The organism is Ureibacillus sp. GCM10028918, assembly GCF_042666115.1.
Taxonomy (GTDB): domain Bacteria; phylum Bacillota; class Bacilli; order Bacillales_A; family Planococcaceae; genus Ureibacillus.
Genome location: NZ_JBHTFK010000041.1, coordinates 26,019 through 39,927 on the forward strand (window position 1 = coordinate 26,019; position 13,909 = coordinate 39,927).

Here is a 13,909-nt window from a genome sequence, read left to right on the forward strand (position 1 = left end):
CCAATAATTTCCTTGATAACAACAAAAAAAGTTCACTGGAACAGACTGCAAGCAAAAAATCATCTCCACAAAACACATTAATAGATTCGCGCAAGATTGTTAAGATTGTCATTAAATCATAGCATTGATTTCTTCTTCATTGAGGGAATGACTGCTTTTTTGTTATAATTTTCTTATAATGTCTTGATATAACTTCTTACCATAACCTAATAAACAAAGTTTGGTTAACGATTACATAAAATTTATACTTATCGGGATGAGTGATGGGAAATGTATAGTGAAAAAACACCTGAATCTAATATCAAAAAGCTAGATTATTCTAATCTTGCTTTAGTTATTCGAGCATTTTTGTCTACTTTAGATGTAAATGGAGAGTCACGATTGCCACAACGAGCATATCTAGCTATTCGACACGTGATTCGTCACCTTCAATTGCCACCTGGACAGACCGTGCTAGAGAGGGAAATGACAGAAATTCTAGGTATGAGTAGGACACCTGTACGTGAATCACTTGTCCGTTTGGAAACGGAGGGATGGGTACGGCTCATACCTCGACGAGGTTTTATTGTTGCTCCACTTGTGGCAGATGATCTTCAACAAATATATGAAGTGGTGGAAGCGTTAGATGGAGTTGCCGGTAAACTTGCTACTGGTCGCGCTACTCACAAAGAGTTAAACCAACTTGAGGATTTAATTAAACAGCAAGAAAAAGCATTAGAATTAAACGACCTACTTGCATGGACTGAACTTGATGAACAATTTCATAATTACATTGTTGATTTAGCCCAAAACCCTCGCCTTAGAGGGATTGTTGACAGTCAATCTGATCAACTTTATCGCGCACGCTTGTACACTATTGAGTTTCGACCAAGCCCAACACGTTCAGTTATTGAACATAAGGCAATTTTAGCAGTCATGCGTGCAGGTGATCCCGAAGCTGTACGAACTATGCTGCAGTCCCATCGTTATAGGGCTCGCAACGAAATTCTAGAGACTCTTCATTCTATGCACCCTCTGCAAGAATAAACGATAAATAAGTAGATTTTCCAGGTTATAAGAATCTAATATAATGAAAGGCTGTGGAGATTTCAAAGAAATCAACCACAGCCTTTTTGAATAACTTTCTATTTTACATAGTTACAAAGCTTACCAATTTGCTCTACTTCGACAACAATTATATCCCCCTTCTTCATTGGGCAACTTCCAGAAGGGGAACCAGTAGCCAGGACATCACCCGGCTCTAGAGTCATCACCTGCGAAATCCAACTAATGAGGTAAGGAATTGAAAGTGACATCTGGCTTGTATTTCCATCTTGCACAACTTTTCCATTTAACTTTGTAACGATTTGTAAATTAGTCGGATCAATACCCGTTACTATATGAGGACCTATTGGACCAAACGTATCAAAACCTTTTCCTCTAGTAAATTGAGGATCCGTTTTTGTGAGGTCTCTTGCTGTTACATCATTGAAAATTGTATAGCCAAAAACATAATCCAACGCATTATCTTCTTTTATATTTTTCCCGTACTTCCCGATTACTAGAGCCAATTCCCCCTCCATTTCCACTTGTTGAGTTAGATTCCTTGGAGGAAGGATGATGTCTCCCTGATGTGGGATTAAGGAGGTCTTTGGTTTTAGAAACAAAAATGGCTCTTTAAGATAAGCAGTCCCTCCAGTTTCATTTGCATGCTTGGCATATGTCCAACCAAAATTAACAATTTTTGAAGGTACTACGGGTTCTAAAATGTTCACACTACAATATTTAACTCTCTCACCATCATATTTGTATTCATGATTTACAATATCGGCAAAGGAACTGGATAATTGTAGAATTTCATCTTCTTCTACAATTCCATAATACACATTACCGTTATCTTTCTGGTAGCGTACTATCGTTTGTGTTTTTTGTAGTACCTGCATCATAACAGACCCCTTTAATTATTTAATGAATCTTACTTGTTGACTGATATATTCATATTGTTCTTCTTTTCTCTTATTGAATTCTATCTTATTTTCTTCAAAGACATTATTACCCTCTGTATCTATGGAAACAATAAGAGGTCCAAATTCTTTTACTTCACAAACCCAAAGTGATTCAGGCATTCCAAGATCTTTCCAATGTACTTCTTTGATTTCTTCAACCTTTGTAGCTCCATATACAGCATTTCCAGCCGGGAAAACTAGATGTAATGCCTTATGAGTTTTACAACCTTCCTCGGTATTCTTACCCATACCACCCTTACCTACAATTAGCTTAACGCCAGTTTCTTCAATAAATTCTTTTTCAAACTTTTCCATTCTCATACTAGTTGTTGGCCCAATGGAAACAATCTCATACTCTTCATTTCCGAGGTCTCGAACTATCGGACCAGCGTGAAAAATAGCTTTTCCCTTAAGATCCACAGGTAATGGAATTTTCTCTTCGATAAGTCTTCTGTGGGCAACATCTCTACAGGTTACTAGTGTCCCAGTTAAATAAATAATATCACCAATTCTTATATCTTTTAAATCTTCATCTGTAATCGGAGTTGTTAGTACTTTCTTACTCATAGTGTTTCCCCCTCATGTGTCTCAATTATATAATTTAAATCTTTATCAAAGGTAATTTTGCCGCGTCTATGAGACCAGCAACCCGTATTCACTGCCACCCCAATAGTAGAAGGATGTCTCGCAGTATTCACAACATTAACACCCATAACAGATTTAGAACCTTTTAATCCTTGAGGTCCAAGACCGATTGCATTAATGCCATCTTCAAGAAGTTGTTCCATTTTTGCAGCGTTTTCATTTTCATTTCGACTTCCAACAGATCTCATAAGAGCAAGCTTAGAGTTTAAAGCAGCCGTTTCAACAGAAGTACCTACCCCAACACCAACTAGTAATGGAGGACATGCATTAAGTCCATAACTTGTCATACGATCAAGAACGAACTTCACCACTCCTTCATATCCTTCACCTGGCATTAATACTGTTGCAACACCTGGAAGCGTACATCCTCCACCCGCCATATAAGTGTAAATTTCTACTTTATCACTATCTTCTTCAATTTCCCAAAAGATACTTGGTGACCCGTTTCCAATATTTTTACCAGTATTATATTCATCAAATGTTTCAACAGAATTATGACGTAAAGGCGTTTCTTTTGTTGATTTAAAGGTACTCTCTTTTAGTATATTATCTAACTGCCCAATTAACGGGAAGTTCTGTCCACACTTAACAAAGAACTGAAGAACTCCGGTATCTTGACATGACGGTCTCTTTAATTCAGAAGCTAGTTTTTGGTTTTCAAACATTGTTTTGTAAATAATTTTCGCAAGCTTATTATCTTCTTCTTCACTTAATTCTTTTAATTTTTTTTCAACATCATCGGGAAGTTTGTAACTGACAAGGGAAATAAATTTTGACATCAAATCGATCATTTTCACCTTTTGTTGCATCTTATCTTTAACTACACTCATAATAACTCTCCTTTTTTTATCTAAATTTTCTTTAAGGAAAACAATAAATAACCGAAGCTCTTGTTAATCACCTGGTTAGAATCCCTATATCCTCACATTTAAATGTGAACAACTTATAAATTAATTATTAAATAATGTATACATTAAAGTCAATGCATTTTATGATTAAAATAGAAATAATTTTCAGAATAAACATTTATTATAGATACGACCTAAATAAAACTATAACAATATTTATTTAACAAAAATATAAACTTTAAAGTTGAAATATTCAAAAAAATTAAATTGACATTAACGTATACATTAAAATACAATTCAATCAATGGTATTATAATGATTTTTCTGCACCATTTACTAAAAGATATAGGAGGGATATTTTATGGGTGTATTATAAAAATAGGGTTATACCTATTAAGTTGGACTACTGTGATGAGATACTAAAATAAAAGGCTATCATCAAAAAATTTAGAAGCGGGGTGCACATTTGAGGAACACTACTCTATAGATTATTCTTCCGTATAACTAGAGTAATATTCTTAATCATTGAACATTTTTGTATACGCTTCCATTGCTATTGTTTTAACTTACTACATATCAAGGATATGTACATTTAACTATTGGGGGTTAATTTCATAAACTTAAAGGGGGATGGTTTGTTTGTTAGCATTTCTGGCCTTATTAATGATCATTGTTTTCATTGTACTTCTCTCAAAAAATAAGTTATCCGTATTCGGGGCATTAACAATTGTTCCATTTATTTTTGGAGCAATTGCAACCTTTGTAACGGATGCTTCCTTCATAGATGTCTTTGAGTGGATTAAAGAAGGGATTTTATTTAGTGTAGACGAAGAAACTGGAAAGGTTTCTACTGGGGTAATTTCGCCTGCAATTGTTATCTTATTTGCAGTGTTGTATTTTGGTGTAATGCTTAATGTTGGTTTATTCGACCCTTTATGCGAATTCTTTATTAAAAGAGCAAAAGGTGACCCATTGAAAGTAACACTAGCAACAGTTTTAACTGCAACAGTAGTCACTTTGAATGGCGATACTACTACAACTATTATTATTTGTGTTGCTGCTTTCCTTCAACTTTATAAACAAATGAAGATTAAGCTAATTTATTTAGCTGTTATTATTGTTACCCCTATTGGAATATTTAATCAATTACCGTGGGGAGGACCTACCATCGCTGCTTCTACAGCAATGGATGTAAATATTAGTGAATTGTTTGCTGATTTATTGCCAGGCATGCTAGCTGCTGAAGTATTTGCAATTCTTATGGCTTATTTCATCGGAGTAAAAGAAAGAAAGCGCTTAAATTTTAATCCGAAGACTGCTAATGATATACCTCTAGAGCAAATGGAAGACATGTTAAACGCTATTCGCCTAAAGGATCCAGAATTAAAGAGGCCAAAGTTGTATGCTTTTAACTTGATTTTAACACTTGTTATTTTAATCATGCTTGTGATGGATGTTGCACATGGTGGTGTTTTATTTGGTATAGGCGCAGCAATTGCCCTTACAGTAAACTACAAATCTGCAAATCTTATCAATGAACGACTTGATGACTTAGCTGCAGATGCTTTAGCACCAGCTTTGGCAACTTTAGCTGCTGGAGTTTTCTCTGGCATTTTAACAGGTAGCGGGATGTCAACTGCTCTAGCAACTTCGATTACAGCTATTATCCCAGAATCATTAGGCTCAAATATGGCCCCAATCTACGCATTAATGGCTGCACCCGCAATTACATTTTTACCTCAAGATGCTTTTTATTTTGGGATTGCCGGGGTTATGGCAGATGTAATGGGGCAATATGGAATTACCGCTAGCCAAGCAGCAGTAGCTTCTATGGTTGGACAGGCTTTCCGTCTAATATCACCGGTTATTCCAGCACTATACATGCTAGTAAATTCTACTGAGACAAACTTTGTAGACTTTCAAATAAAATATGTAATTTACGCATGGCCAATAATATTTATATACCTTGCTGTTTATACTATAACTGGTGCATTGCCGATTTAGAAAAAGCTCCCTATAAAAAATAAATTAAAACTAATACCTATAATAGTTCTAATCAATTTATTATAATTTTTCTTTCGCGAAATTATCATTTACCGACTAAACAACAAAAGGTTTGGTTTTATCCTATATAAAACCAAACCTTTTCAATATTTAGAAATTCTTTTCTTACTTATTTAATAATAATTTATTCAAGAAAATGGCCCTATTACTGAAAAAGACACAATTCCTTATGCAAGAATTGCGCCATATTGTTGAATATAGCTATTAAAATGGAATAACTATTCAAAGACTTCATAATCTCCATTATCCTTTTTAGCTAAGACTATTTCTGTAATCCCTTCTGCTGAATAAATTTCCATTCCTTCTCCTAAATAATTTGAAGTGAGTTCAACAGTAGGTCGTATTTCTATAGGGATTTTTTCTTTAATTGTGCCAATAAATTCTCCAACTACCAATTTTGATTCATCAGCTGTTACCCCAACAGATTGTAATTCCATACTATTAACAAATATCAGTGCCTTATATGATCCTTTTGAGCTGGTTTCTACTTTTGTAGCATTAGTACTACTATTAGAAGATGTTGAACAACCAGTTATTAAAAACAAACCAAATAACACCACAGCAACTTTTAGTATTTTCATTACAATCCCCTTACCTTTCTGTCGGTTCTAACTCATAAAACTCTTGATAATTAGTCGATTAAAGCATAAAAAAGTTACAATCAGATTTAAAGCAATCTGCTCCGTTAAAATAAATGTAATCCTCTACAATATGGCCCTATTCATGAAGAAAGACCCTCTCCTTATTCAAGGAAAGCGCCCTATAACGGAATAACTATTTATTATCTTTTAAGAAGTTAACAATTCCAATGCTAAATACCAGTATACCTTACTATCATTAAAGAATGTATAAAGCCCTTTAGGATTGGTACATATTCTCCGGTTAAATTCTTGTTTAGATACACGATATTAACTAAGTTGCGCCCTACTGGTGTACTAATAAGTATTATGAGTATTCCTAAAGAAAAATAGATGACAGCTTGTTTGTTCACAACTTCCCCCCCTTTAGATAATTTTATTTTATCAACTCTTCTACTGCTTTAGTTTAAGTATAATCTTTCACATTTACCATTCCATTATTGATAAATTACTGGTTAACTTTATTCCACAATCTGGCCCTTTAGCTGAAGAAGGCACAATTCTTTTTCAAGAATTGCGCTCGATTGTGGAGTAAAGTATTCTTAAACATTCAACTCAGATAATCAAAGAGTTAATCTTTATATTATCTGTATTTGTAAAAATATTTATGATAATTTTTTATATTGTTTATAAAAGTTTCTTATTATAAAGAATAAAAATATAACAAAAAGTATAAGGACTATTGTTCTGCTTGTTGGGTTAGGTTCACCAAATATAAGCTCTAATATATGTGCAAACGTGAAACGAATGCCTAACCATTCCATCAATGTCGGTAAAATAAAAAATCCAGTAATCAAGCCTAAAATCGTATGGAATATATAACTTTTTTTACTCAACAAACATCCTCCTTTTTACTTCAGTTTTTCAAATCCCAAAATGTTTATAATGGGATCTCTCCCCCTATTACACACCTGATTTACTAAAAATTTAAGGTCATTTTCATTAAAATCTTATATATATTTTAACATTAATATCCAATTTTTTTAAAATAAAGTTACTCAACAATATGGCCCTATTGTTGAATAAGCGTATCTTCCCTACTGTTCATGGAATGTGGTAGTTAAGTTTGAAAGAAGAATTTTCGTGCAGCTAAAAAAATGGCTAGGATTCTAAAGCCCGAACCAAATGCCTCTTGAGTTGACACATATTCTCCACACAACACGGCTTTGCGATTTTGTCGCTTGCTCTGTGTAAGCACCCCCACAAAAATCTTTATTTCTGTAACTAACTTACAATTTTGCTACGGCTTACATGTAGGTTGCTGCCCCTTCGGAGTAGATTTACCTTTCCTTGAATTATTATTAAAGAAACTTTTTTATTGCCAATCAAAAAAGCACCTTCTGCAAGAGAAAGTGCCTGTAAATCGAATTATAGATTATACCCATCATCTGGGTTTAGTGATGTGCGGTGGTCCGTGTTTAGTGCTGTAATTGCTGCGACCTCATCGTTTTTCAGGCTGAAGTCAAAGATATTTAAGTTATCTGCAATTCGTTCAGGTGTTGAAGATTTTGGAATAACGATATTGCCGATTTCTAATTGCCAGCGCAACACGATTTGAGCTGGTGTTTTTTCATATTTGTCCGCCAATCTTTTCACAATTGGGTGTGTAAACACGATTCCCGTACCAAGTGGTGCCCAAGCTGTAATCACGATATTTTCTTTTGCACAGAATTCACGTAAAGCATCCTGTGATAAAGATGGGTGGCATTCAACTTGGTTGACCATTGGTTTTACTGTGCTCTCTTTAAACAGTTGCTCAAAGTGATGCTCATGGAAATTCGAAACCCCCGGAACGCGAATTAGTTTTTCTTCATATAAGCGTTCAATTGCTTTATATGTCTCTACTAATGTTGGTTTTGGCCAATGCACTAAGTATAAGTCTACATAGTCTAAATCTAATTTTTTCAAGGAAGTTTCAAAGGCTTTTAATGTTTGATCGTAGCCTTGGTCTGTATTCCATACTTTTGTTGTAATGAATAACTCCTCACGGGAAATTCCGGAATCTTTAATCGCTCTGCCAACTGCTTCTTCATTTTCGTAAATCGCAGCTGTATCAATGGCACGGTAGCCTGCTTCAAGTGCATCTACTACTCCTTGATAGGCAAGTTCATGGTCTTTCATACGGAATGTACCATAACCCACGCGCGGCATCTCTACGCCATTTGCAAGTGTAATTGTTTTAGATATTGCCATTCTACATTTCCCCTTTATTCTATTATTTCGAGTACAGAAGGAATTACTATTAAACTTTACCGAAAATTCGATAGAAATTCAAAGAATATTCACTGTATTTGCACACAATTTTTTTGTTTTAAAGCTTGCAAACATGGGACATTGTCTAACCAATAGAAAAAAGGGCGCCTTTTATAAGGCCACCCTCCATACTAAATTATTTGGCTTGTACAGTACTTGTACGGTTCAACGCATGTTTTACTGCATTAACATATTCCTGATTTGTGCGTTTACTAATTTCAGCTTCTGGATTTACAATTTCATAGGCATGGTAGCCGCCTGGGTATAAGTGGAACTCCACATCAACTCCTGCTTGAGCAAGCTTTGTGACATAGGTTAATGTTTCATCACGGAACGGATCAAGCTGACCTACACATGTATACGTATACGGTAGGTCCTTAAGCTCGTCTACTGTTGCTCTAGCTGGGGCTGCATAGATTGGCACATCGTCTTTCCCGTTTTCGCCATTTAAATAGAAAGACCAGCCTTTTTCATTAAGGTCATGATTCCAAATATAATTCCCTGTAATTTCGAAACTCGATGGTGTATTATTTCGGTCATCAATCATTGGATATAGTGGCATTTGGAAGCAAATTTCCGGTCCTTTGCGGTCTCTTGCCAGCAGTGATAATCCTGCAGTTAAGCCACCACCTGCACTTAATCCTGATATCCCGATTCTTTTAGAATCCACACCCAAATCTTTCGCATTATCTGCAAACCATTTCAAAGCTGCATAGCAATCTTCTAATGGGGCTGGGTATGGATGCTCCGGCACTAAGCGATAGTCGACGGAAACAACAACACTTCCTGCTTCATTCACAAACTGCTGACATAATGCATCGTTTTCTTCAGGCAACCCTAGTACATAACCGCCGCCATGAATCCATAATAGACCTGCCAATTCTTCTGATTTTGCAACTGGTTCATAGATTCGAAGTCGTAAGTCATTGCCATCCGGACCTTCAATGATTTTGTCTGTAATCGTAATATTAGGATCTTGTGGAGCTAATGGTGCTTGAGCTGCTGCGGCACGTGCTGCTTCATAACTATCTAAATCTAGTGGCGGAAACAAATCTAACATATCAACAATCTCTGGATTTACACGATTTTTCATTACAGAATTCCCCCTTAGAATTTTAAAATTGAATGCGATTTCAAATTGTTAAACCTTTACCTATTATTGAAGCACTACATTGGCATGTGCTTTTTCAAATGAAAAGCCTTCATAATTATTGTCAGCCACCTGATCGCAAATCACTTTGTAATTATTCAAACCACCTACATAAATCACAAACCCACGCTGCGCCCCATCGATATTTGCTCCTGTATACCAAGAATTTGTATGAGGGAATAATGTCGTGTTTGCAAGGTCATCACATTGTCTTCCCCACTTGACCTCGGATACCTTTTGCGCTTCAATTGTTTGCAACTCATTCGTTTCTAAATATTCGATACAGTGGTCGATCCAGTCTACATGTTGTTCAATGGCAGCGGGCATATTCGTTAATACGGAAGGACTTTGTGGCCCAGTGATCATAAAGAAGTTCGGGAAGTTTTCCATTGTCAGCCCAAGATATGTTTTGACATCTCGTCCTTCTCCCCATTTCTCTTGAATCGTTTGGCCATCTCTTCCTTGAATATCAATTTTCAATAGTGATCCTGTCATTGCATCATAGCCCGTTGCAAAAACAATCACATCACACTCGATTGTTCCTTCTTTTAACTTCACGCCATTTTCGACAATACCCTCGATTGGATTGTCTTTTATGGACACTAACTTCACATGCTCCTCATTGAAAATCTCGTAGAAGTTTGTCCCGATAATCAATCGTTTCGTCGTAATATAATAATCAGGATGCAGCAATTCGGCTTTTTCCGGATCCTCGATAATTTCATCAATTTTATCGCGAACATATTGGGAAACAACGAAATTCGTTTCTTTATTTGCACCTGTATCCGTATAAACCGTACCTAACGCAAGTCCACCTGTTTCCCAAATATAATCCAGTGTCTCCTTCTGTTGTTCTGCATCAAATTCAGTAGCCGATTTGCCGGTTGTATATAGATCTATTCCACCAGGTGTATTTGAAAATGAATCCCGAATCGCTTGATAGTTTTCAATTGCCTTATCTTGTTCTTCTTTCGTTAACTTCTTGTTTCGTGCTTCAGCCACATAGTGAGGCGTTCGCATTAGTAAAGTAAGTTCCTTGGCCTCTTTTGCAATCTCTTGCATTGCTTGAACACCACTCGATCCATTTCCAATCATGACAACCCGTTTCCCGGTAAAATCTACTTTTTCATGTGGCCAACGCCCTGTGTGATACTGCTCGCCTTTGAAAGTATCCGTACCCTCAAACGGTGGTATATTCGTTGTCGATAAACATCCAACCCCACTGATGAAGTATTTCGCAACGAAGGTTTCATTTGAATCTGTTTCAATCTCCCATTGCTTTCGTTCATTATTGAAACTTGCTTTATTCACACGAGTTTTAAATTGAATATCCCTTCGCAAATCTAGTTCGTCCGCAACAAAATTTAAGTACTCTAATATTTCAGGCTGTGAGGCATAGCGATCCTTCCAGCGCCATTTTTTATAAAGTTCTTCCGAGAATGTGAAATTGTAAAAAATTGAGTCAGAGTCGCACTTCGCACCTGGATAGCGACTCCAATACCATACGCCCCCCACGCCATCAGCAGCTTCGATGACTTTTACCGATAAACCGCGCTCTCGTAACCTATGCAACATATACAGTCCTGCAAAGCCAGCCCCAATAACAACTGCATCAAATTTCTTCTCTCCCATAGTACTCCCCCTTGTATGTTCGAAAGATTTGTAGGTAACTTTTTCATCTACTGATACTGATCGCCTGCGGTAAAACGCTTACATTTCTTTCACCCTTTCATCAACAGAAACTACAGACTTTCGTATGCAATTTCATCTTATCAACTAGAGCACATCCAAAACATTCCTACTTTTGGCTAATTTACCTACCATAAATGGGGTGTTTTTTTAAGAAGATTACTACTATTTAGTAGATTCAAATCATATAGATAATAAAGGAGTGATAGAATTGCAAAAACTTGCTTTGGCATTAGAAGAGAAACTAGCGGATTGTATTCATTTACAAACTCAAGAAGAAAAAATATGTCATATTCTCCTCGCTTTGGACGAACTATCCCTTTGTGAAAAAATTTCTTTTTTCCGTTACAGCCCTATTGGATATGTGGGTGAAGGAGTCGCAGCTATGCAAGATGGACAGCTTCAATCCATCTCTTATATAAGAGACGACCTCCGTTCATTACCGATTGTCAAAACCGCCGTAGAAAAACGCAAAGCGACTTTACATGAAGGGAAGGATATCATAACCCTCATCTCCAGTCGTTATCATCGCAGTGAGCCATTAAAGGCCTTGCTCGTCATTCCTATCGCAGTAAATAATATGACGATTGCTTATATATGTTGTGAATTTACAAAGAATAATGTTGGATTCAACGAACACGAGTTAGCTCAATTTACTCTTTTCGGACAATTAACAGGTGAGTTATTCATCCAACCTCAAACAATCGCTCATCCCAAACTAAGCCCTCGCGAAAACCAAGTTTTGAGAGCGCTTGCAAACGGACTATCCACGAAAGAGCTTACAAGTTTACTCGCCTTAAGTGAGGCAACGATCAAGCAATACATTAAATCGATTCTCATTAAATTGGGTGCAAAAAACCGCACGCACGCTGTATCGATTTATCTAGGGCATATGATATGAAACAAAGCTATTTGCGCCTTTCCTATTCCGAAAAAACAGGCTGGGAAAAAACAAAATACACCATTTTCCTCGTGAAGGAAAGTGGTGTATTTTTGATGTAGCTATAATTGAATTCCGTTACGGGGACGCGCATCCTCTGGCACGGCTCGACACGAGCGTCTCTCCCTCGTGCTGTTCCCCCAGGAAGCTTCGCTCTGTAGCGAAAGGCATAGCCGTCAGCTACACTCGCCCCTGAACGAAAATCAATTTATAAAGTATCAATTTCTTATTATGGATTCTTCCATCGTTCAAAGAATTTTCTACTTCTGTCCCAGCCCGCCTCTTTTTATGACTAATCTTTATAGCACTTTATCTAAAAATTCCTTGGCACGTACAGATTTAGGAGCAGTGAAGAATTCTTCCGGTGTAGCATCTTCTACTAGCTGACCACCCTCTAGGAAAAGTATGCGATCGGCTACTTCTTTTGCAAAGCCCATTTCATGTGTCACAATAATCATTGTCATACCAGATTCAGCAAGATTTTTCATAACGGCCAGAACCTCTTTTACCATTTCTGGGTCGAGTGCTGAAGTTGGTTCATCAAACAGCATAACGGTTGGGTTCATTGCCAGCGCACGTGCAATTGCTACACGTTGTTTTTGTCCCCCGGATAAGCGACTCGGAAATTCATCGCGCTTTTCAAATAAACCAACTTTCTTTAACAGTTCCTCTGCAGTTTTAATGGCTTCATTTTTTGAAATGCCTTTAACTTTAGTTGGTGCATAGATTAGATTTTCCAGTACGGTCTTATGAGGGAATAAGTGAAAATGTTGAAATACCATTCCTAAATTTTCACGCACTTTCATTACATTTTTCTCAGTTATCAAGATTCCTCCTACCGAGATTTGTCCGCTCGTTGGCTCTTCCAATCTATTAATGCAGCGCAGGAAAGTAGATTTGCCCGATCCTGAAGGTCCTATCACGGCAATGACTTCTTTTTCTTTAATTTCAGTAGAGATTCCTTTAAGTACTTCATTTTTACCATATGTTTTGTGTAAATTCTCGACTTTAATCACTGCGTCTCATCCTCATTTCCATCATTTTTCCAAGGAAGGTTAATACGAGTGTCATTACATAATAAATTACACCGGCAATTAATAACGGTTCAAGATAACGGAATGTATCGCCGCCTACTACATAAGCTCGACGCATAATATCTAAAGCTCCAATTACCGTAACAATTGCTGATTCCTTATTTAAGGTAATAAATTCATTCATTAGCGATGGCAATATATTTTTCATTGCCTGTGGCAGAATGATATCTTTCATCATCTTGCTGTAAGGAACACCAAGTGCTTTGGCCGCCTCTTGTTGACCTTTATCCACCGCATTAATGCCGGCACGGATAATTTCGGAAATATACGCAGCAGAGTTCAGACCAAATGCAATAATTGCAGCCGGCATTGCTTCTATATTAAAACCTATAATTTGTGGCATTGCATAGTAAATAATCATTAATTGCAGTACCAAAGGTGTTCCACGGAAAATCGATGTATAAAATTGGGCGAACCATCTTAAAGGCTTGATTGTCCCAATCTTACAGAGCGCTAATAATATACCAAGCACAAGCCCAATAATTGTAGCAAAAATAACAATTTTTAATGTGACGCCTATTCCTTCCAAGATGTAAGGAATAGAGGGTACGACACTACTAAAATCAAACATCGCAAAGCCCCCTTTCTAAATATTAACAATAA

Annotated in this window: 14 protein-coding genes; 3 read left to right on the plus strand and 11 right to left on the minus strand. The window is 36.7% G+C overall.

All coding sequences use genetic code 11. The annotated features are described in order from the left end of the window. Nucleotides 1-270 precede the first annotated feature (270 nt). The gene (locus ACFQU5_RS19395) at nt 271-1,026 is read left to right on the plus strand and encodes a GntR family transcriptional regulator (protein WP_390291747.1); all 756 of its coding nucleotides are present in this window, start codon (nt 271-273) and stop codon (nt 1,024-1,026) included. A 98-nt stretch (nt 1,027-1,124) separates the two neighbouring features. On the opposite strand, the gene ACFQU5_RS19400 is transcribed toward ACFQU5_RS19395, so the two are convergent. Genes ACFQU5_RS19400 through ttdA form a run of 3 tightly spaced genes read right to left on the minus strand, consistent with a single transcriptional unit; the run spans nt 1,125 to nt 3,460 of the window. Next, a complete protein-coding gene (locus ACFQU5_RS19400; protein ID WP_390291749.1) occupies nt 1,125-1,922 on the minus strand; it encodes a fumarylacetoacetate hydrolase family protein in 798 nt (265 codons plus the stop codon). 18 nt (nt 1,923-1,940) lie between these two features. Beyond that, complete coding sequence (gene ttdB, locus ACFQU5_RS19405; RefSeq protein WP_390291751.1) at nt 1,941-2,552, minus strand: L(+)-tartrate dehydratase subunit beta; 612 nt, start codon at nt 2,550-2,552, stop codon at nt 1,941-1,943. Then, the gene (ttdA, locus tag ACFQU5_RS19410) at nt 2,549-3,460 is read right to left on the minus strand and encodes a L(+)-tartrate dehydratase subunit alpha (RefSeq protein WP_390291753.1); all 912 of its coding nucleotides are present in this window, start codon (nt 3,458-3,460) and stop codon (nt 2,549-2,551) included. Before ttdA ends, ttdB begins: the two co-directional genes overlap by 4 nt. Nucleotides 3,461-4,117: 657 nt before the next feature. Between ttdA and ACFQU5_RS19415 the strand changes: the two genes are divergently transcribed. Next, nucleotides 4,118-5,482 carry a citrate:proton symporter gene (locus ACFQU5_RS19415; protein ID WP_390291755.1) on the plus strand — a complete coding sequence of 455 codons (1,365 nt, stop codon included), beginning with the start codon at nt 4,118-4,120 and terminating at the stop codon, nt 5,480-5,482. 278 nt (nt 5,483-5,760) lie between these two features. Here the strand turns inward: ACFQU5_RS19415 and ACFQU5_RS19420 are convergent, their stop codons facing one another. The 6 genes from ACFQU5_RS19420 to ACFQU5_RS19445 form a co-directional block, all read right to left on the minus strand. Further along, nucleotides 5,761-6,123 carry a hypothetical protein gene (locus ACFQU5_RS19420; protein WP_390291757.1) on the minus strand — a complete coding sequence of 121 codons (363 nt, stop codon included), beginning with the start codon at nt 6,121-6,123 and terminating at the stop codon, nt 5,761-5,763. Nucleotides 6,124-6,353: 230 nt separating this feature from the next. Then, complete coding sequence (locus ACFQU5_RS19425) at nt 6,354-6,533, minus strand: glycosyl transferase (RefSeq protein ID WP_390291759.1); 180 nt, start codon at nt 6,531-6,533, stop codon at nt 6,354-6,356. Between the two features lie 252 nt (nt 6,534-6,785). After that, nucleotides 6,786-7,016: a hypothetical protein gene (locus ACFQU5_RS19430; protein ID WP_390291761.1), complete on the minus strand. Its 231-nt coding sequence runs from the start codon at nt 7,014-7,016 to the stop codon at nt 6,786-6,788. Between the two features lie 532 nt (nt 7,017-7,548). Next, nucleotides 7,549-8,373 (minus strand): aldo/keto reductase, encoded by an 825-nt coding sequence (locus tag ACFQU5_RS19435; protein WP_390291763.1) that lies wholly within the window; start codon nt 8,371-8,373, stop codon nt 7,549-7,551. 196 nt (nt 8,374-8,569) lie between these two features. Next, nucleotides 8,570-9,526, minus strand: a complete 957-nt coding sequence (locus tag ACFQU5_RS19440; RefSeq protein WP_390291765.1) for an alpha/beta hydrolase — start codon at nt 9,524-9,526, stop codon at nt 8,570-8,572. A 63-nt stretch (nt 9,527-9,589) separates the two neighbouring features. Further along, nucleotides 9,590-11,215, minus strand: a complete 1,626-nt coding sequence (locus ACFQU5_RS19445; protein WP_390291767.1) for a flavin-containing monooxygenase — start codon at nt 11,213-11,215, stop codon at nt 9,590-9,592. A 268-nt stretch (nt 11,216-11,483) separates the two neighbouring features. Here ACFQU5_RS19445 and ACFQU5_RS19450 point away from each other — a divergent pair, with 268 nt between their 5' ends. Continuing rightward, on the plus strand, nt 11,484-12,173 hold the full coding sequence (locus ACFQU5_RS19450; protein WP_390291769.1) for a response regulator transcription factor: 690 nt from the start codon (nt 11,484-11,486) through the stop codon (nt 12,171-12,173). A 338-nt stretch (nt 12,174-12,511) separates the two neighbouring features. Here the strand turns inward: ACFQU5_RS19450 and ACFQU5_RS19455 are convergent, their stop codons facing one another. Together ACFQU5_RS19455 and ACFQU5_RS19460 are read right to left on the minus strand one after the other, a co-directional pair. After that, on the minus strand, nt 12,512-13,228 hold the full coding sequence (locus ACFQU5_RS19455; protein ID WP_390291771.1) for an amino acid ABC transporter ATP-binding protein: 717 nt from the start codon (nt 13,226-13,228) through the stop codon (nt 12,512-12,514). Next, nucleotides 13,221-13,877 carry an amino acid ABC transporter permease gene (locus tag ACFQU5_RS19460; RefSeq protein ID WP_390291773.1) on the minus strand — a complete coding sequence of 219 codons (657 nt, stop codon included), beginning with the start codon at nt 13,875-13,877 and terminating at the stop codon, nt 13,221-13,223. The genes ACFQU5_RS19455 and ACFQU5_RS19460 overlap by 8 nt, the downstream gene beginning before the upstream one ends. Nucleotides 13,878-13,909 lie beyond the last annotated feature (32 nt).